The following is a 19,230-nucleotide window of genomic DNA, read 5'->3' on the forward strand; positions in this document are numbered from 1 at the left end:
GGTGCTGCGCCGGGCGTTCGGCACCGATCCGGCGATCACGGCCGCGGCGGCGGCGGCGATGGCGTCGCTGGCCGCGGCGGGCGCGATCATCGTCGATCCGGTCGAGCTTCCGGACGGCATCCTGCCGCTCGATGGCGGGAACATCGTCGATGCCGAGTTCGCGACCGCGTTCGACGCCTATCTGCGCGATGGCTTCATGCCCGGCACCGCGCCGGCGTCGCTGCGGGCGATCCTCGCGTCCGGCGGCTTCCTGCCCGACCATCGTGCTGTGTTGGAAGCGCGCGTCGCGTTCCGGGACTCCGGCGCGCGCGCGGCCATCCTCGCCCGGCATGCCGCGTTGCGCGACAGGCTCGACGCCTGCGCGAGCCGCGCCGCGATCGACCTGTTCCTCCACCCGACCTCCGTCGTCACGCCCGGGTCGCTCGATAACCCGAAGGGCGGCTGGGCACCGGAACTGGCGGCGCGCAGCGGCTGGCCCGCCCTGAGCGTGCCGGCGGGCCGCAGCGATGATGGGGTGCCGATCGGCGTGGAGCTGCTGGCCCGGGCCGGCGGCGAGGCGCTGCTGTTCAGGGCCGGGTTGGCGATCGAACATGGCCGGGGACCACGCGCCCTGCCCGACCTCTCACTGCCCGGTCTTCACAACGGCTAAGGGCGGCGGGACTGATCCCGCCGCCCTCTTGTTACCGCCGGCGATCCCGAAGGATCAGAACTTCACGCCGGCCCGGACGCCGTAGACACGCGGCGGTCCGTAGGAGACCTGGATCCGCTCGCGGCGACCGATCACGGCGCTGAACAGCACCGGGGTGTTGCCCAGATTCTCGCCATAGCCTTCGACGAAATACTTGCTCGAATGATCGGTCCAGCGGAGCGAGGCGTCCACCTTGTCATAGCTGTGCTGGTAATCGAGCGGGGTATTGAAGTCAGTCGTGAAATAGCTGCTCGAATGGAGGTAGGTCACCAACGGCGTCACCGTGCCGTTGTCGCCGAGATCGGCGTCGTAATAGACCGACAACGTCGTCTTCAGCCGGGGCGATTGCGGAATGCGCTTGCCGGCCAGGTTGACGGAGACGGGATCGGCCGGGGCGTTGGCAGGCCCCGACAGGCCGTAGAAGTTGTTGCTGCTGATATAGGTCGTGTATTTGGCATTCAGATAGGCTGCCGTCGCGTCGACATGGAACCCCTTGTAGAATTGCGACCGCAGCGCGAACTCCGCGCCGTAGCTGCGCGCCTTGCCCGCCGATCCGAAATAGCTCAGCTGCGGCGTGTAGACGCTGATCTGAAGGTTCGAGTACCGGTTGTAGAATAAGCTCACGTCGGTGGTGATGCGGCCACCCATGAACTGGTTCTTGAGCCCCGCTTCATAGGCCCGCACCTTCTGGGGAGCGTAGCTGGGAAGCGCGGCATTGTCGTTCACGCCGCCCGATTCGAACCCCGTCGACGCGGTGGCGTACACCATGGTGGTGCGGCTGGGCGTGAACTCCGCCCCGGCGCGCCACGTCACGCTGTTGAACTTGGGGCTGCCGGCGGTGGTGGAATCCGGCTTGGTGAAGTTGAACGTCCCCGCCGTCCCCGCTGCGGCTGAATAATAGTCGCTGAACAGGAACGCCTTCTTCTCGTGGCTGTAGCGGATGCCGCCGATCAGGCGCAGCTTGTCCGGCACGACGAAATACGATGCCTGGGCGTAGCCCGCATAAGCGTTGGTGTGCAGCGCGATGTCGCCACGGAAGCCGGGGACGTTGAACGACGCCGGCAGGATCTCCTGCTGATACGTCTCGAAGATGTTGTCGTGCAGGTAATAGCCGCCGATGATCCACTGGAACGGCGTGGTCGACTTGGACGCGAGCTGAAGCTCCTGCGTGAAGGTGCGGCTATGCGTCAGCGGCTCCTGCACGCCCGAGCCGTAGCCATAGGCCGAGAAGGTCTTGCTGCTCTGGTCGTTGTCGGCGCTGCGGTTGGCAACGAAATCATTATAGCCGGTGATCGACCGTACCGTCGCGAAATCCAGATCGTAGGAGATCGAGCCCGAGCCGTAATTCTCGCGGATGTGCTCGAACGGCTGGTAGTTCCAGTCGTTGGTATAGGCGCCGCCGGTCACCGGCACACCCGCATCCTGCGTGCCGACGTTGACCGATCCGTTCGGGACGGACGGGTTCACCGCATAGGGCAGGCCGTTGATCGACTGATAGCCCGTGACCGGGTTGAGGAGCGTGCCCGCGACCTTGTAGCCATAGGAGCCGGCGCCCGCATCGCCGCGCAGCCAGTGACTGGCATGGACCTCCACCACGAGGCGGGAGTCGGGCGTCCATTTCAGGTTGATGCGCTCGGCATTCTCCTTGAGATCGTTGAGGTAGATGCCCGGCGTGGTCGAATGCACATAGCCGTCGTGATGCTGATACACGCCGGCGACGCGGACCTGGAGCGTGTCGGACAGGGGCAGATTGACGTAGCCGTCGATGCGCTGCTCGGAGAAATTGCCGAAATCGCCGTTGAGACCGGCGCCGAACTCCTTCTCCGGCGCGGCGGTCACGACGGAGATATTGCCGCCGAAGGTGTTGCGTCCGTACAGCGTGCCCTGCGGCCCGCGCTGCACTTCCACGCGGCTGACGTCGAACAGCGGAATGCTCTGCTGCTGCGTGCGGCTCTGGTAGATGCCGTCGATGTAGAAGCCGATGACCGGATCGTTCTGCGCCGACACGAGACTGGTGCGCACGCCGCGGATGGCGGGGAAGCTGTCCGATCCCTGGCTGCCCCAAGTGAAGCCGGGCGTGATGAATTCGAGCCGCGCGGCATTGTCGACGTGAAGCCGGCTCAGATCGGCGGCGGATACGGCGGTGATGGCGATCGGCACGTCCTGCAGCCGCTCCGAGCGACGCTGGGCCGTCACCACGACGTCGCCGGGCAGTTGCGCATCGGTCGTCGACTCGATCGCGGTCTGGCCGGGCGACACGTTGGTCGTGGTCGAGTCCGCCGTCGTGGGCACGTTCTGCGCGGCGGCCGGCGCGGCGATGGCGACCAAGGCCGAGGTGCTCAACAGCATCATGCGGTTCACCATAACATTCCCTTCATCCGGCGCTCCCTGGCGCCTACCCAAGTAAATCTATCAGGCTTCGAAGGGCTGTCTATCGGTGAATGCATTCGGATGCAGTCGCCATAAAACTTTTATGTTGCTGTAGTGTTTGTGCAACACTGGCGTCAGGACATTGGATTGTCTGGCAAAATCGTCGGCTGGTCCACCGGCCGGTGACGCAGGCGCGCCGCCGCCGCCTCCCGGCCAACCGTTCCGCAACCTTTTATGATTTCGAATGCGTTCAGGTGAGTCGCGCCGAGCTGCCGCGCAGCAATTCTCCTTCGAACAGCCGATGTTCGGCCGGCGTGCCTTCGTTCTCGATGCGCTCCGCCAGCATGGCGACCGCGGCCTGCGTCATCCGGCGGACGGGCTGGCGGATCGTGGTGAGCTCGTAGCTTGCCCAGCCCGCCGGATCGGACCCGTCGAAGCCGACGATCGAAATATCGTCGGGGATCGACAGGCCGAGATCGACCCGCGCGGCATCAATGACGCCGATGCCCATCAGATCGTTCACGCAGATCACCGCCTCCGGCATGCCGCCCCGGCTCTGCGCCAGCGCGTGCATCGCCATCTGGCCGCTGGCGTAGCTGAAGTCGCCGCGCACGGTCGCCACGTCCGCGATGCCGTGTTCCGCCAGCCACCCCAGCGCCGCGCGACGCCGCTCCTCGCCCACATAGCTGTCGCTCGGGCCCGCGACGACTGCGAAGCGCCGGTGCCCGGCGGCCAGCAGGTGATCGACCAGCTGGCGTTCGCCCGCCGCCGAATCGCAGGACACGGACGCGGCCAGCCCGCCGCGCGCCGGTCGGTTGTAGAGCACCAGCGGGATGTGCCGCCCGGCGAACGCCTTGACCTGATCGTCGGACAGCCTGGCGGCGGAGATGACCCCGTCGACGGAATGGCGCCAGACCTGATCGAGGATCGCATCCACATCGCTCTCGGCGTTGAGCGAGAACAACAGCACGCGCATGTCCCGTTCGGTCAGCTGCCGGCTGAGTTCGGCCAGCACCTCCGGATAGAAGAGGTTGGTCAGCGTGGAGATCAGCACCGCGACCATGTTGGTCCGTCCCGAGATCAGTCCCTGCGCCAGCGCGTTGGGCCGATAGCCCATCTCGGTGGCGACCTTCAGGATCCGCTCGCGGGTGGCCGGGGCGATGCTCGCGCCGCTGGCGAAGCACCGTGACACCGCCGATTGCGACACGCCCGCCGCGCGCGCGACATCGTACGAGGTCGCGCGGCGAACCCGCGCCGTTGAGGCGGATGCCGTCTTCGTCGTTGCCACCGAACGCTTCCCCGAACCAGGCTCGCCGGCGAACCTATCATCCCGGATCGTGGATGACGACCGCCTTAGGCGTCCTGACGGACAGGTCGCCCCGCGTCCCGGGGGGCGCGGCGCTCAGGCGAACGTCGGCAGCGCCGGACTCTCGGTCCCGCGCACGACGAAGCTGATCGAGGGCACCGACGCCGTGTTGCGGAACGCGTGCGGCAGGCCGACGGGGACGCTCAGCGTGTCGCCCGCCCCCAGCACCAGCGCGCCGTCGCTCCAGCTCACCTCCAGCGTGCCCTCCTGCACGAACAGCACTTCCGCCTCGTGCCGGGCATGCATCGGGACATAGGCGCCGGTCTGCAAGGTGAGCCGGCGCATGTTGAAGCCGTGCGGCCACCATCCCTGGATCGGGCCCGGCTGGAAATGATCGGCGGTCGCCTGTGGCGCGATGATCCCCGCTTCCTCGACGCCGTCGCCCGCCAGCGGCGAGGCGGGGTTGGGGAGTTCCTCCCCGGCGGCGACCACGCACTGCGCCAGCTTTTCCCGGGGCGGCGTGCGAAGATTGTCGAGGGCCTGCTCGTCCAGGGCCCCCTCCAGTTCCACCTCCGCCAGCGTGTATTCGCCCTTGGACGTGTCGATCAGCCGCCCGCCCTTGGCGAGCTTGAGCCCATGGTCGGCCGCCGCCTCGAACACGGCGGGCGCCCAGGTGACCTTGCCCGGATCGTCCTGCCCCAGCACGGTGAAGAGGAAGCCGGTGCCCTGGTCCAGCTTCTCGAAGCCGCGAAACATGTGGATGGGAACCGAGCAGACGTCACCCGGCCCGATGTCGATCGCGCCGTCCTCCTTGTTGGGCCCGAAGGGCAGGCGCCAGCGTCCCGAATGAACGACGAACACCTCGGCGGTGTCGTGGCTGTGCTGGGAGTTGACGCACCCGAACGGCTGCCTGGCGGCGCCGATGTTGAAGCCGTGCCGTTCCGTGATGTGCACGTGCTGATCGGCGCTTTCGGACACGCCGGCGCCGATGATCGTGAAATTCTCTTTTTCCGTCGATCCGGGCGTCTTCGTGTCCAGAAAGGCCGTGCGGCACGGGATCAGGTCCGCATAGCGCACGAGCCGCGCGGTCATGGCAGCTTGGGTCCAGTGGGTCACGACAGCCTCGCTCGATGGTCAAGTTGCATTCGAATGCAACTGCGCTAAGACATGACGATGCGTGGCGCAAGCCTGCAGGGGACGGCAAGCGGAACATGGACGCGACGGCGGACGATCTCGACACGCGGTGCCCGCTCGTCCTGCTGCCGGGTACGCTGTGCGACGCGCGCGTGTTCGCACCGCTGATGGAGCGCCTGCCCCCACGGCGTATCTCGATCGGCGACATGGCTGGTCTCGCCTCCACGCGGGCGCTGGCCGGGCGGCTGCTGGAGCGGGCCCCGCCCGTATTCGCGCTGATCGGCTTCTCGCTGGGCGCGATCGTGGCGCTGGAGGTCGCCGCGCAAGTCCCCGGACGGGTCGCCGGCCTGGCGCTGATCGGCGGCAACGCGCATGCCCCGACCGCGCCCGACGTCGCCCGTCGCCGCGCGGAGATCGCCGCGGTCACGTCCGTCGAGCGGTATGTCGGCGAAACGATGTGGCCGAGCTACGTCGCCGACCAGGGGGACGAGCGGCTGCGTCGAACGCTGATCGACATGGGCAGGGACGGCGGGCACGACGCGTTGCGGCTGCAGACCGAGGTCGCGCTGTCGCGCGCCGACAGCCGGCCCCGCCTGGGCGCGCTGACCATGCCGACGCTGGTCCTGGCGGGCGCGGCCGACGCGATCAACGATGCCACCGTGCAGCGTCGCCTGGCGGCGGCGATTCCCGCCGCGACCCTGGTGCTGGTTCCCGGCGCGGGGCATTTCGTGCTCCTGGAACGGCCGGCGGCGTGCGCGCGCGCGGTGATCGGCTGGCTGGGATCGGTGGACGACGGATCCGCCTTCGACGAAGCTCCACTCGCATTCACCAGGGAGAGGTCATGACCGACAACAAGGATCGTCCGATCGCCGGGCCGGACGGCGCCGTGCTCCAGGTGGAACGGCGCGACTTCACGCAGCTCGTGCCGACGGACCGGCCGCGCGCGCAGGGCATGCGCGGGTTCGACGACTGCTATACCGACATCGTGGACTATATCATCCGGTGCACCCACCGGATCTGGGACGAGCGCGACGTCGGCCTGATCTACACGCACTATACGCATAATTGCGTGGCCTACACCACGCTCGGCACGATGTACGATCGCGAGACGCACATCCGTGACACGATCCAGCGGCTGGTGGAGTTCCCGGACCGGCGCGGCATGGCGATCCAGGTCGTCTGGAACGGCGACGATCGCGCCGGCTTCTACACCAGCCACATGACGCACGGGCAGGGCCGTCATACCGAATATGGGGCGATGGGAAGGCCGACCGGGCGCACGTTTATCACCCGCACCGTCGCGGACTGCATGATCCTGGAGAACCGGATCTACAAGGAGTGGATCGTCCGCGACAATATGGGGCCGCTAATCCAGCTTGGCATCGATCCGCACGCCCATGCGCTCGATCTCGCGACCAGGAAGTTCGAGCGCGGCGAGCCCGTGCTGGACATATCGGAGAACCGGCGCCTGCTTGGCCAATACCCGCCGGAGGAGGAGGCCGATGTCTCCATCGCCAACAACGAGGAGGAGGCGGAGCTGCTGCGCCGGCTCCACCGCATCTACAATCGCCGGCTGTTCGGGACGATCCAGGAGATCTACGCGCCGACCTGCCAGTGGCACGGGCCGCTGATGCGCGAGCTGTACGGCATCCCGGCCGTGTTGCAGCAGACGATGCGGCTCGTCGCGCTGATGCCCGACTGCGCGTTCGTGCCGCAGCATATCTGCTCGGTCGAGAGCGAGGAGGGCGGGCGCAAGCATGCCGTGCGCTGGGTGATGGACGGCTCCCATCTCGGCTACGGGCCGCTGGGTCCGCCGACCGGGCACAAGCTGTTCGTCATGGGCGCCACCCACTTCCACATCGTGGACGGCAAGATCGTCGACGAATGGGTCGTGTACGACGAACTGTCGATGCTGGTGCAGATCAAGCTGGCGGACCTGCACCGGGCGGCGCCGTCCGACGGCTATGCCGCATCGCGGTAATTGGTCCGGTCGCTTTGGGGCCAAGCGGCGCTTTCCGCGGGCCCGTGCGGCTGGAAGTACAGGTGGTGGTCAGCCAGCCGAAACGGAGCAGTCTCGTGGTCGAATCGACAGCCAATTTCACCAAGGGCGCGGCGTATATCGACGGCGCCTACGTCCCTTTCTCCGAGGCCAAGATCTCGGTCGGCGACTGGGGCTTCACGCAATCGGACGTCACCTATGACGTGGTGCACGTGTCGGACGGCGCGTTCTTCCGGCTTGAGGACCATCTCGACCGTTTCCATCGCTCGCTCGAAGGCTATCGGCTCGATCCCGGCAAGACCCGCGACGAGATGCGCGAGATCCTCGCGCGCTGCGTGGCGCTGAGCGGGCTGAAGGACTCCTACGTCGCCATGGTGTCGACGCGCGGGACCTCGCGCGTGTACGGCTCGCGCAACCCCGCCGATTTCGCCAACACGTTCATCGCCTACGCGATCCCGTGGATCGACGTGATCAAGCCCGACGTGCAGGAGCGCGGCGCCCATCTGCTGGTCGCCACCATTCCCCGCATCTCGCCGCGCTCGCTCGACCCGACCCTGAAGAACTATATGTGGCGCGACTTTACGCGCGGCGTGTTCGAGGCGCATGACCAGGGCTATGACACCGCGATCCTGCTGGATCATGAGGGGTATCTGACGGAAGGCGCGGGCTTCAACGTCTTCATCGTCAAGGGCAACACCGTGCTGACGCCGGATCGGGGCGCGCTCCAGGGCATCACCCGCCTGTCGGTGCTCGACCTCTGCCCGGAACTGGGCCTGGAGCCCCGGATCGCGCCGATCACGTTCGACGAGCTGATGGATGCCGACGAGGTGTTCACCACGACGACCGCGGGCGGCGTGATGCCCTGCGCCCGCGTCAACGACCGGATCTTCGGCAACGACCGTCCCGGCCCGATCAGCGTCAAGCTGAAGGAGCTTTATTGGCAAAAGCACAAGGAAGGCTGGCACATGACGCCGGTCGACTATGACAATCCCGAGCAGCCACTCGCGAAGGCCGCGTAGACGAGCTGTGCATCGACCGCAGAACGGCCGCGGGAAGGAATGATGGCATGCGGGTGACCGTGCTCGGCAGCGGCGTGATCGGGGTCACCTCGGCCTATTACCTCGCGAGAGCGGGCCACGAGGTTACGGTCGTCGACCGTCAGTCCGGGCCGGGCCTGGAGACCAGCTATGCCAATGCGGGCGAGATCAGCCCCGGCTATGCCTCGCCCTGGGCGGCGCCCGGGGTGCCACGCAAGGCGATCAAATGGTTGCTGATGGAGCATGCGCCGTTCGTGCTGCGGCCCCGCCTCGATCCGGCGATGGTCACCTGGCTCGGGCAGATGCTGCGCAACTGCACCACCGTCCGCTATGCGGTCAACAAGAGTCGGATGGTCCGGCTGGCGGAGTACAGCCGCGACGAGCTGATCGCGCTGCGCGCCGACACGGGCATCGTCTATGACGATCGCCAGGGCGGAACGCTGCAGCTCTTCCGCGAGCAGAAGCAGCTCGACGCGATCGGCAAGGACGTGGAGGTGCTGCGGCAGGACGGCGTCGCCTTCGAGGTGCTCGACCCGGCGGGCTGCATCCGCGCGGAGCCGGCGCTGGGCCAGGTGCGCGACCGGTTCGTCGGCGGCCTGCGGCTGCCCGGCGACGAGACGGGCGATTGCTTCAAGTTCACGGCCGCGCTCGCCGGACTGGCGGAGGGGCTCGGCGTCACGTTCCGCTATGGCGTGACGATCCGCTCGATCCGCTCGTTCGGCGGGCGGGTGGAGGGGATCGACACCGACGCGGGTCCGATCGAGGCCGACGCCTATGTGGTCGCGCTCGGCAGCCACGCGCCGCAGATGCTGCGTCCGCTGGGGCTGCGGCTCCCGGTCTACCCGGTGAAGGGCTATTCGCTGACCGTGCCGATCACGGACGCGAGCCGCGCGCCCGAGTCCACGGTGATGGACGAAAGCTACAAGATCGCCATCACCCGGCTGGGCGACCGCATCCGCGTGGGCGGCATGGCCGAGATTTCCGGCTTCAGCAGCGACCTTCCCGACAAGCGGCGGAGCACGCTGGAGATGTCGGTGACGGACCTGTTCCCCGGCGGCGACCTCAGCCAGGCGACGTTCTGGACCGGGTTGCGCCCGATGACCCCGGACGGCACGCCCGTGATCGGGCCGACCAGGCTCGCCAACCTGTTCCTCAACACCGGACACGGAACGCTCGGCTGGACGATGGCCTGCGGCTCGGGCCGCGTGCTGGCCGACCTGATCAGCGGCGACGAGCCCGCGATCGTAGCGAGCGATCTGTCGCTCGACCGCTATTCCGGCCGTTTCGGTCCGGACGCCGAAGACGCGGCGGGATCGTGACGCATGACGCGGCCATCGCCGTCGGCTCGCGGCGGCGTGGTCAGGACAGGCCTCGACAGACCGCCTGCAACCGCGCGACGCCATCGGTGATCTGATCGGGCGAGAAGGCGCTGAAGCCGAGCGCGATCTGACGATCGGCATCGACCTCCCGGGCGAGGCTCGACAGCGGCATGATCTCCAATCCTTGCGCGGCGGCTGCGTCGGCGAGGCGATGCGCGCCGATGCCACCGCGCAGCGTTGCGACGATCTCCATCCCCGTGTCGGTCTCCTGGGGCACCAGATAATCGGAGAGGTGGGTGCGGACCGCGTCGAGCAGACATGCCTGGCGCCGCAGGTAGAGCTTGCGCATCTTGCGGACATGGCTCGCGAAATGACCCTCCTGCATGAAGCGGGCGACGAGCACCTGGTCCAGGATCGGCGAATAGCGGCCGACGACCGTCCGCGCCGAGACGAAGGCCTCGACCAGCGGTGGCGGCAGGATGGCGAACCCCAGCCGCAGCGCGGGGAAGAGCGTCTTGCTGAACGTGCCGAGATACAGGACGCGGCCGCTGCGATCCATCTCGAACAGCGTCGGCAGGGCGCGCCCGGTATAGCGGAACTCGCTGTCGTAATCGTCCTCGATGATCCAGCCGTCGACGCGGTCCGCCCAGTCCACGAGCGCGCGGCGCCGTTCCATGTCCAGCGTGACCCCGGTGGGGAACTGTTTGGAAGGCGTCGTGTACGCCATCCTGGCGTCGGGCGCGCGCCGCAGTGCCTCGTGGACGTCCATGCCGTGAGCGTCGACCGGCGCCGAGACGGGGACGCTTCCCGCCGCCGTCACGGAGGCGCAGATGCCGGGATAGCCGGGATCCTCGCAGAGCACCTTGTCCCCCGCGATCAGCAGCAGCCGGCAGGCGAGGTCGACGGCCTGCTGGACGCCCGCGAAGATGATGATGTCGTCGGCCGAGCAGGCGATGCCGCGCCCGTCGGCCACATGCGCCGCGATCGCCTCGCGCAGCGGCAGATAGCCCTGCGGATCGCCCTCGCCCATCAGGTCGTTGGCGGTGGTTGCGTCGAGCCGGCGGTAAATGTCCGCCGCGAGCTTCGCCCAGAGCTGAATGGGAAAGGCGTCGATCGCCGGGAAATTGGAGCGGAACGCCACGGGGCGGCGCATGTGGCGCAGCGTCGCATGGACCTGCGTGAGCGCGCTGCTGCCCCGGATCGCGCGATCCAGGCTGCCGGCGGCGAGGATCGCGGGATTGATCCGGCCGTGCGGGTCCGTCCGAACGGCCGTCCGCGCCGGCGGCTGTGGCGCCACATAGGTGCCCGATCCGGACAGGCCCTCGACGAGCCCCTCCGCCGCGAGCTGTTCGAACGCGAGGACGACCGTGTTGCGCGACACGCCCCAGGCCTGCGCCAGGTCCCGCGTCGACGGTAGCCGCTCCCCCGGACGGATCGTGCCCCGCGCGATCCCATCCATCACCTCGTCACGGATCTGCCGCCAGAGCGGAACATCCTTGCGACGCCCGAGATCGAGCGAGAGAGCATCCAATAGGGGCACGCGCACGTCCCTCGTTCGAGCCAGCCCCGGACAAAGGTGGCATCACCCCGCCCGAACGCAAGGCGGGTGCCTCGTCCCTATCCCGCCAGCGCGCTGCTTGTCGCCGGAGCGTCGCGATAGAGCTGCTGGAGCACGAAGAACTCGTTGAACATCGTCCACTCCTCCTGGATCTTCTGGTTGATGATCGAGAAGTGGCTGACGCCCCACATCCGGACCTTGCGGCCCGTCGGCTTGCCATAGATGCCATGGCCGGTGTGCGTGCCGATGAGCGACCAGCGCGCGGCGACCATATAGCCTTCCACGTCGTTGCCCATCCAATAGACGTCGTCGATGCTGTAGGCGAGATCGGGAAACATCGCGAGCCGCGCGATGATCGATTGCATATAGTCGCCGATGCCGAACAAGGTCCGGCCGCTGGGTCCGAACGCCCGGATATTGGGCGCGCAATATTCGCGCACCGTCCCGATCAGCCGCCAGTTCCAGACGTAATGGAGCATCCGCCGCACGAAATCCTCGGGGTCGAATTCCTTGCTGGTGGACGGGGGGAGGTGGGACGGCTTGCTCTGGCCGCGCAGCCGATCGGGCTCGCCGTCGCCGATCAACGCGAATGCGTCGACATCGACGGTGTTGGCCGTCTCGCGCGCGACCTGACGAACATCCAGGCCGAGCTGCTGGATCATGCTGGCGGAGTTCTCGATGACCCACTCGTCGAAGATCTCGTTGCCGATGGTGATGCAGTTGGCCACGACCCACCACGTACAGCGACGGCCGGTCGGCGGCCCGAACGCGCTCCAGCCGGTGTTCGTGCCGACGAAGAAGCTGCGGTGCGAGGTGTAGAAGCCGTTCTCGTCATCGCCCGCCCAGATCACCTCGGTCGGGATCCAGCGCAGGTCGGGGAAGGCGTTCATCAAGCCCAGGCTGCCGGCGATCACGGCATCCCGGCCACAGCGCACGCTCTCCTCGTCGCGGATCAGGATATTGTGCTTGTAGAAGTCGTAGACATAGCCGATGTCCTTTTCCTCCCAGGCACGATGCGTGCCGCGGACGATGAAGTCGACGATGTCGGTATAATGGTCTTCGAAGCCGCGCATCGATTGCTTGCGCGCGCCCGGGTAGTGCAGCTGCTGATCGGTGCTCATCCGGTTGCGCAACGAGATGGAGAAGTCCGTCGGGTTCTTGCGCAGGTGCGGGTTGGGGCGGAAATCGTGGATCGCGGCGCGCGCCCGGTCGGCGGGCGGAAGATACGCCGCCATCGGCTGGTTGCCCCAGTTCGTGATGCGGTTCCGATCCCCGTCGGCTGCGGCATCGTTCCCGGTCGCCGCCGATGGGGCGGCGGCGCCGGGATCGCGCGCGCCGGGCTTGGGCGCGGCGCCCTGGTCCGTCGCGCTCGCGCCGGTCTTCGTCGTGTCGGTCGACATCATGGCTCTCCCATCAATACGGCATCAGGTGATGCGGCGCGGCCCGGTCGTCCCGGTCGCGGCGCATCGAATGGTTGGACGGCGCTGCTCGGCAAGGCCAGAGGCTTACCGCGCCATCGTCGGGGTTCGGCGCAGGCGCTGCAGGGTCTCGCGCTGCAGCAGCCAGATCACGCCCGCCAGACTGAAGCTGACGCTGGCGAGCAGCATCGACGCGCGCATGCCGAAGCGTTCGGCCACGGCGGCGGTGATCAGCGGCGCGAAGAAGCTGATGATCCGGCCCCAGTTGAAGATCGAGGCCGCGGTGGAGCGCAGATGGACGGGGTACAGCTCCGCCATCCACGGACCCCAGATCACGCTGGAGCAGATCGTTCCGCCATAGACGAAGCCGACCAGCCGCAGCCAGACGAGGTTGCTCGGCGAGAGCAGGAAGACGACGATCGCGGCGGCGGCGATCAGTAGCCCGAGCGCGTTGAAGCGCCGGCCGAGGCGATCGGAGAGCCATCCCCACAGGAAGCTCCCCGCGATATTGCCCGCGAACTGCCAAGCCAGCAGATCGCCCGCGATTGCCGGCGAGAGACCACGCGGACCCGTGATATAGGTCGTGAACCAGCCGCTGAACGCCTGGTAACCGAAGAAATTCAACCCCGTCATCAGCGCCAGCAGCAGCGTCTGGCGGCGCAGCGCGGGATGGAACAGCTCGCGGACCGGCAGGCGGCCGCGACCGCCTTCGGGCGCCGGATCGATCTGGTTGGGGACGATCAGGAACACCAGCACGGCCAGCGCCAGGGGCGGCACGCCGCCGATCCACAACAGGCTGTGCCAATCCCGCTGACCGAACCTTCCCAACGCCACGCCCAGCAGGATGATGGAGCAGCTGAACGACGCGCTCAGCATCCCCGCGAGCTTGCCCCTGGTCCGGTCGTGGAACAGCGCGACGTAGATGCCCACGGCGACCGGGAACTCCGCGCCCGCGAAGAAGCCGAGTAGCACGCGCTGCGCCAGCAGCGCCGGATAGCTGCCCACCAGCACGCCTGCGATCAGCATCAGCGCATAGCCCGCGATCACGATCGTCAGCGCGTTGCGGCGCCCGAAGCGGTCGGCGAACTGACCCATCAGGATCGCACCGGTCAGCGCGCCCGCGCCCTGCGCCGAATAGGCGGACCCCGCCTGTACGAGCGAGAGATGAAGGTCCTGCCGGAAGAACGGCCGCAACACGTCGACCGTGTTCCAGGCCCAGCCATAGAAGAACTCGTTGAGGAGCAGCAGCCCGAAGATCAACAGCCGCCGGTTGAGCGACAGCTCGGAACGGTATGGACCGGCGTCCTCGACCATGGCACCGGTGACGTCGACCGCGAGCGTATCCGTCATGTCGCCCTACCGTTCCGCTTGATGGAGCCGGAGCGGGTGAGCCGCCTGCGCGACATCGACGCCGATCGACTCGCACCGGACCCACCCTGGCGAGTCGCGGTCACCGGCTGGCGCGCCATGTCGCGCGGGCAGAACCGGCTACCGCCACCGACAGGTCCCGATTGGCACGACGTGCGCGTGAGGATGTTCCATGGGCGACGATTGTATGTGCATTCGAATGCAATCGTCAAGGCGGTCATCGCCGGCGCTGGTTACGCGACGTCGACACACGGACGGCCAACGCCGCGCCGTCGGTCGACCCCGGCTCAGTGACCCAGATACAGCTCCGCCGTCGCTTCCACGATCGCGTCGGCGTCGAGGCGGTAGGCGCGGTATAGATCGGGCAGGTCCCCGGTCTGGCCGAACCGGTCGGTGCCCAGCGGGCTAGTGCGCATGCCCCGCACGCCGCCGAGCCAGGACAGCGTCGCCGGCGATCCGTCGATGATCGTCACCAGCCCCGCGCCGGGCGCGAGCGGCGCCAGCAGCGCCTCGACATGCGACGGCGCCGTGCCGCCGACGCTCCAGCGCCGGCCCCGCGCCGCCGACCAGCCGCGATGCAGCAGATCGGGCGAGGTGACGTTGAGCAGGCCGAGACCGGGCACGTCGTCCTTGAGCTGCTCGAACGCGTCGAGCACCTCGGGCACGATCGCGCCGGTAAAGGCGATCGCGGCCTCCGCGCCGGGCGCGGGCGCGCGCAGCCAATAGCCGCCCTTGAGCGCGTCCGCCTCCCAGCCCGCGTGCTCGCGCGCGACCTGCGGGATCGCGCGGGTGGTGAGGCGCAGATAGACCGAGCCGCCATCGTCCGCCTGCAGATGCTCGAACGACCAGCGCATCATCAGCGCCAGTTCGTCGGCGAAGGCGGGCTCGAAATAGGTGAGGCCGGGCTGGCCGATGCCGATCAGCGGCGAGTTGATCGACTGGTGCGCGCCGCCCTCCGGCCCGAGCGTCAGCCCCGATGGCGTCGCGACCAGCAGGAAGCGCGCGTCCTGGTAGCAGGCATAGTTCATCGCATCGAGGCCGCGCGCGATGAATGGATCATAGACGGTGCCGATCGGTAGCAGCCGCGTGCCGAAGATCGGCCCGGCCAGCCCGAGTGCCGCGAGCATCAGGAACAGATTATGCTCGGCGATGCCCAGCTCCATGTGCTGGCCCGCGCCGTGGCCCGCCCATTTCTGCGGCGACGGGATCTTGGCGGCGTGGAACACGTCGAGCAGCTGCTGGCGGCGGAACAGCCCGCGCTGGTTCACGAACGCGCCGAGATTGGTCGAGACGGTCACGTCGGGCGAGGTGGTGACGATCCGGTCGGCCAGCGCCCGCGCCTTTTCGTCCCCCGACTTGGCGAGATCGAGCAGGATGCGTCCGAACGCCGCCTGCGTCGACTGTTCCGCGCCGTCGGGCACGGGCAGCCGGTCGGGCACGGGCACCGCCTGCGGCTTCGCCTCGGGCGCGCGGCGCGCGATCGGGGAACGGTCGACGAACGCCTTCAGCGCGGCGGCGGCGTTGTCGCCCAGGCCGCCATAGGGCTCCCACTCCTCGCCCGCCGCGATGCCCAGCTCGCCGCGCAACTGCTCGATCTGGCGCGGGTTCATCAGCCCGGAATGATTATCCTTGTGCCCCGCGAAGGGCAGGCCGAAGCCCTTGATCGTGTAGGCGATGAACAGCGTCGGGCGATCGTCCTTCGCGGCCTCGAACGCCTCGCACAGCGTCTCGACGCAATGGCCGCCGAGATTGGTCATCAGCGCCGCCAGCGCCTCGTCGTCGTGGCGGTCGAGCAGCTTGGCGACGTTCGCCTCGTCGCCGATGTCGCGCGTCAGCCGCGCGCGCCACGCGGCGCCGCCCTGATAGGTGAGCGCGGCGAAATCGACATTGGGGCAACTGTCGATCCACTCCTTCAGCGCGAGGCCGCCCGGCTGCTTGAACGCCGCCAGCTGGCGCTTGCCGTATTTCAGCGTCAGCACCCGCCAGCCGCAGGTCTCGAAGATATCGTCGAAGCGGCGGAACATGCGGTCGGCGGTGGTATGGTCGAGGCTCTGGCGGTTGTAGTCGACGATCCACCAGCAATTGCGCACGTCGTGCTTGTAGCCTTCGATCAGCGCCTCGTAGATGTTGCCCTCGTCCAGCTCGGCGTCGCCCATCAGCGCGATCATCCGCCCGGCCTGGTCCTGCGCCAGCGCGCCGTGCGCGATGAGGTAATCTTGCACCAGGCTGGCAAACGCGGTGACCGCGACACCCAGCCCGACCGAGCCGGTCGAAAAGTCGACCGGGATCAGATCCTTGGTGCGCGACGGGTAGCTTTGCGCGCCGCCGAGCCCGCGGAAGCGCTGCAGCTGGTCGAGGCTCTGCTGGCCGAGCAGATAGTGGATCGCGTGCAGCACCGGCCCGGCGTGCGGCTTCACCGCCACCTTATCGTTGGGGCCGAGCGCGTGGAAATACAGCACCGCCATGATCGCGGTCATCGACGCGCACGACGCCTGATGGCCGCCCACCTTCAGCCCGTCGCGGCTGTCGCGCAGGTGGTTGGCGTTGTGGATCGTCCAGGACGACAGCCAGCGCAGCCGCGTGTCAAGCGCCTCCAGCGAGGCGACGGTGGTGTCGGTCTGGTCCAGGGTCTGGGTCATCGATCGTTCCCGAGATGAAGCGGCTGCCGCCCGGTCTTAGCAGCCGGCGCGATCGCTAGCGAGGGCCGGCACGGCCGTGCCCCGCGCATTGCCGCTTGCGCGACGGGCGACCACGGGGCCAAGGGAGCGCGGCGCGAGGGCAGGGGAGAGCGACGGTGAGCACGATCAACCAAGCCGATTTTTTCGCGATCCAGCGCGTGGTGGAGGATTGGGCGGTGTTTCGCGACGCCGGCATGTTCGACCAGCTCGCGGCGCTGTTCCACGACGACGGACGTATGATGACCACCTGGTCGCAGGTGTCGGGGCAGGAGTTCGCGGCGCTGACCCGCCGGGGCTGGGGCAACGGCATCCTGGTCAACCACGCGATGAGCGGCTGCCACATCGACATCGCCGGCGACCGCGCGGTGGCGCAGACCAAGGTGACGATCGCCCAGCGCGCCGCGATCGACGGCATCTGGTGCGATGCGTTCTGCGACGGCCGGTTCTACGACCTGTTCGAGCGGCGTGACGGGGCGTGGAAGATCGTGCTGCGCCACCCGATCTACGAACGCGACCGCATGACCACCGCCAGCCCCGGCCCGGCGCCGGTGCTCGACGCCGAGCTGCTGGCGAGCTTCCCCGAGGGGTATCGCCACCTCGCCTATCTTCAGACCAAGCTCGGGCTGACGGTCAAGCGCGACATGCCGGGGCTGATGGGCCCCGAGGTGGAGGCGCTGTACGCGCAAGGGCGCGCGTGGCTGGAGGGCGGCGACGCCTGACAAGGATCAGCCCGCCTTCGCCTCGCTGTCCATCATCTTCAACGCCGCCTCCGGATAGCGCGCGCCCGCCGCCGCGTCGGCCGGCACCGCCTGTTCGATCGAGGCGAGATCGTCCGCCGACAGCGTGACGTCGAGGCTACCGAGCGCCTCGACCAGTTGATCGCGCTTGCGCGAGCCGACCACGGGGACGATGTCATCGCCCTGGTGGAGGACCCAGGCGATCGCGACCTGCGCGACGCTGACCCCGCGCGACTCAGCCAGCACGCGCAGCGCTTCGACCAGCTGAAGGTTGGCGTCGACATTGCCGGCGGCGAAACGCGGCGTCTTGGTCCGCATGTCGTTGCTGGCGGCGGCGTCCTTGCGCCAATGGCCGCTGATCAGACCGCGCGCCAGAACGCCATAGGCGGTGACGCCGATCCCCAGCTCGCGCGCGGCCGGCAGGATGTCGTCCTCGATCCCGCGCGAGATCAGCGAATATTCGATCTGCAGGTCGCTGATCGGATGCACCGCCGCCGCCTTGCGCAGCGTCGCCGCGCCGACCTCCGACAGGCCGATGTGGCGGATGAAGCCTCCCTTCACGAGATCGGCCATCGCCCCGATCGTGTCCTCGATCGGCACCTCATGGTCGAGCCGCGAGGGGCGGTAGATGTCGATGTAATCGGTGCCGAGCCGCTGGAGCGAATAGGCAAGGAAGTTGCGCAGCGACTTGGGCCGGCTGTCATTGCCGATGATCGCGCCGTCGGGGCCGCGCAGATTGCCGAACTTGACGCTGAGCTGGTAGCTGTCGCGCGGCACGCCGCGCAGCGCCTCAGCGATCAGCAGCTCGTTGTGCCCCGCGCCGTAGAAGTCGCCGGTGTCGAGCAGGACGACGCCGGCGTCGAGCGCCGCATGGATCGTGGCGATGCTCTCCGCGCGGTCGGCGGGGCCATACATGCCCGACATGCCCATGCAGCCCAGCCCAATCGCGGACGTGGCGATACCGTCCTTGCCCAATGCGCGCTTGTCCATGATCGGCTCTCCTGGTGTCTGGTGGTCAGTCGGCGGTCCAGCCGCCGTCGACGACGAGGCTCGTGCCGGTGACCAGCGCGGCGGCGTCGGAAGCGAGGAACAGGGCGGCGCCCATCAGGTCCTCGACCTGCCCCAGCCGACCGAGCTTGATCTTGGCGAGCACGCTGGCCTTGAACGCCTCGTCCGCGAAGAACGGCCTGGTCATCGGCGTTTCGATGAAGGTGGGCGCGATCGTGTTGGAGCGGATGCCGTGCGCGGCGAGATCGAGCGCGAACGCCTTGCTCATCCCCTCCAGCGCCCATTTGGATGCGCAGTAGAGCGAGCGGTTGGGGCCGCCGACATGGCCCATTTGCGAGCCGATATGGATCAGGCTGCCGCCCCGGCCCGCCGCGATCATGCCGCGCGCACACCCTTGCGCGACGAAGAAGGCGCTCTTGACGTTGAGGTCGAGGACGGCGTTGTAATCGGCCTCGTCCACGTCCTGCATCGGCTTGGGGCGGTTGGTGCCGGCGTTGTTGACCAGCACGTCGAACGCCGGGTGCTCGGCGAAGAACGCCGCCACCGCGCCCAGGTCGGCGACGTCGAGCGTCGCCGCGTCGGCCGCTTCTCCGCGCGCGCGGATCGCGGC

At 68.1% G+C, this 19,230-nt stretch carries 15 protein-coding genes; 6 read left to right on the top strand and 9 right to left on the bottom strand.

All coding sequences use genetic code 11. The features are described 5' to 3' along the window. Positions 1 to 649 (top strand): amidase family protein (locus HUU95_RS00825; protein ID WP_254602538.1); only part of this gene is annotated, 649 nt, incomplete at its 5' end. A gap of 54 nt (positions 650 to 703) precedes the next feature. On the opposite strand, the gene HUU95_RS00830 is transcribed toward HUU95_RS00825, so the two are convergent. From HUU95_RS00830 to HUU95_RS00840, 3 genes are all read right to left on the bottom strand, one after another. Then, positions 704 to 3,040 (bottom strand): TonB-dependent receptor, encoded by a 2,337-nt coding sequence (locus tag HUU95_RS00830; RefSeq protein WP_254602540.1) that lies wholly within the window; start codon positions 3,038 to 3,040, stop codon positions 704 to 706. Positions 3,041 to 3,308: 268 nt separating this feature from the next. Next, entirely contained in the window at positions 3,309 to 4,346 is a 1,038-nt protein-coding gene (locus HUU95_RS00835) for a LacI family DNA-binding transcriptional regulator (protein WP_174278346.1), read from the bottom strand. A 114-nt stretch (positions 4,347 to 4,460) separates the two neighbouring features. Further along, the gene (locus HUU95_RS00840; RefSeq protein WP_254602539.1) at positions 4,461 to 5,456 is read right to left on the bottom strand and encodes a cupin domain-containing protein; all 996 of its coding nucleotides are present in this window, start codon (positions 5,454 to 5,456) and stop codon (positions 4,461 to 4,463) included. A 119-nt stretch (positions 5,457 to 5,575) separates the two neighbouring features. On the opposite strand from HUU95_RS00840, the gene HUU95_RS00845 reads away from it, so the two are divergent. The 4 genes from HUU95_RS00845 (at position 5,576) to HUU95_RS00860 (ending at position 9,853) form a co-directional block, all read left to right on the top strand. Continuing rightward, the gene (locus tag HUU95_RS00845; RefSeq protein WP_174278348.1) at positions 5,576 to 6,343 is read left to right on the top strand and encodes an alpha/beta fold hydrolase; all 768 of its coding nucleotides are present in this window, start codon (positions 5,576 to 5,578) and stop codon (positions 6,341 to 6,343) included. Next, positions 6,340 to 7,479, top strand: a complete 1,140-nt coding sequence (locus tag HUU95_RS00850) for an ester cyclase (RefSeq protein ID WP_174278349.1) — start codon at positions 6,340 to 6,342, stop codon at positions 7,477 to 7,479. Before HUU95_RS00845 ends, HUU95_RS00850 begins: the two co-directional genes overlap by 4 nt. A gap of 95 nt (positions 7,480 to 7,574) precedes the next feature. Next, positions 7,575 to 8,516 carry an aminotransferase class IV gene (locus HUU95_RS00855; protein WP_174278350.1) on the top strand — a complete coding sequence of 314 codons (942 nt, stop codon included), beginning with the start codon at positions 7,575 to 7,577 and terminating at the stop codon, positions 8,514 to 8,516. A 47-nt stretch (positions 8,517 to 8,563) separates the two neighbouring features. Further along, on the top strand, positions 8,564 to 9,853 hold the full coding sequence (locus HUU95_RS00860; RefSeq protein ID WP_174278351.1) for a D-amino acid dehydrogenase: 1,290 nt from the start codon (positions 8,564 to 8,566) through the stop codon (positions 9,851 to 9,853). A 40-nt stretch (positions 9,854 to 9,893) separates the two neighbouring features. Here HUU95_RS00860 and HUU95_RS00865 read toward each other — a convergent pair whose 3' ends face one another. The 4 genes from HUU95_RS00865 to HUU95_RS00880 all read right to left on the bottom strand — a co-directional run bounded on the left by HUU95_RS00865 (position 9,894) and on the right by HUU95_RS00880 (position 16,836). Further along, positions 9,894 to 11,393 (bottom strand): PLP-dependent aminotransferase family protein, encoded by a 1,500-nt coding sequence (locus HUU95_RS00865; RefSeq protein WP_174278352.1) that lies wholly within the window; start codon positions 11,391 to 11,393, stop codon positions 9,894 to 9,896. 77 nt (positions 11,394 to 11,470) lie between these two features. Further along, complete coding sequence (locus HUU95_RS00870; protein WP_174278353.1) at positions 11,471 to 12,811, bottom strand: ester cyclase; 1,341 nt, start codon at positions 12,809 to 12,811, stop codon at positions 11,471 to 11,473. A 105-nt stretch (positions 12,812 to 12,916) separates the two neighbouring features. Beyond that, positions 12,917 to 14,179 carry an MFS transporter gene (locus HUU95_RS00875; protein WP_174278354.1) on the bottom strand — a complete coding sequence of 421 codons (1,263 nt, stop codon included), beginning with the start codon at positions 14,177 to 14,179 and terminating at the stop codon, positions 12,917 to 12,919. A 305-nt stretch (positions 14,180 to 14,484) separates the two neighbouring features. After that, positions 14,485 to 16,836 (bottom strand): transketolase, encoded by a 2,352-nt coding sequence (locus HUU95_RS00880; RefSeq protein WP_174278355.1) that lies wholly within the window; start codon positions 16,834 to 16,836, stop codon positions 14,485 to 14,487. A 155-nt stretch (positions 16,837 to 16,991) separates the two neighbouring features. Between HUU95_RS00880 and HUU95_RS00885 the strand changes: the two genes are divergently transcribed. Then, positions 16,992 to 17,594: a nuclear transport factor 2 family protein gene (locus HUU95_RS00885; protein ID WP_174278356.1), complete on the top strand. Its 603-nt coding sequence runs from the start codon at positions 16,992 to 16,994 to the stop codon at positions 17,592 to 17,594. Between the two features lie 6 nt (positions 17,595 to 17,600). Here the strand turns inward: HUU95_RS00885 and HUU95_RS00890 are convergent, their stop codons facing one another. Next, positions 17,601 to 18,602 carry an aldo/keto reductase gene (locus HUU95_RS00890; RefSeq protein WP_174278357.1) on the bottom strand — a complete coding sequence of 334 codons (1,002 nt, stop codon included), beginning with the start codon at positions 18,600 to 18,602 and terminating at the stop codon, positions 17,601 to 17,603. 25 nt (positions 18,603 to 18,627) lie between these two features. Beyond that, on the bottom strand, positions 18,628 to 19,230 hold a 603-nt coding region (locus HUU95_RS00895), incomplete at its 5' end, for an SDR family NAD(P)-dependent oxidoreductase (protein WP_174278358.1).

This window comes from Sphingomonas bacterium (genome assembly GCF_903643065.1).
Classification (GTDB): domain Bacteria; phylum Pseudomonadota; class Alphaproteobacteria; order Sphingomonadales; family Sphingomonadaceae; genus Sphingomonas.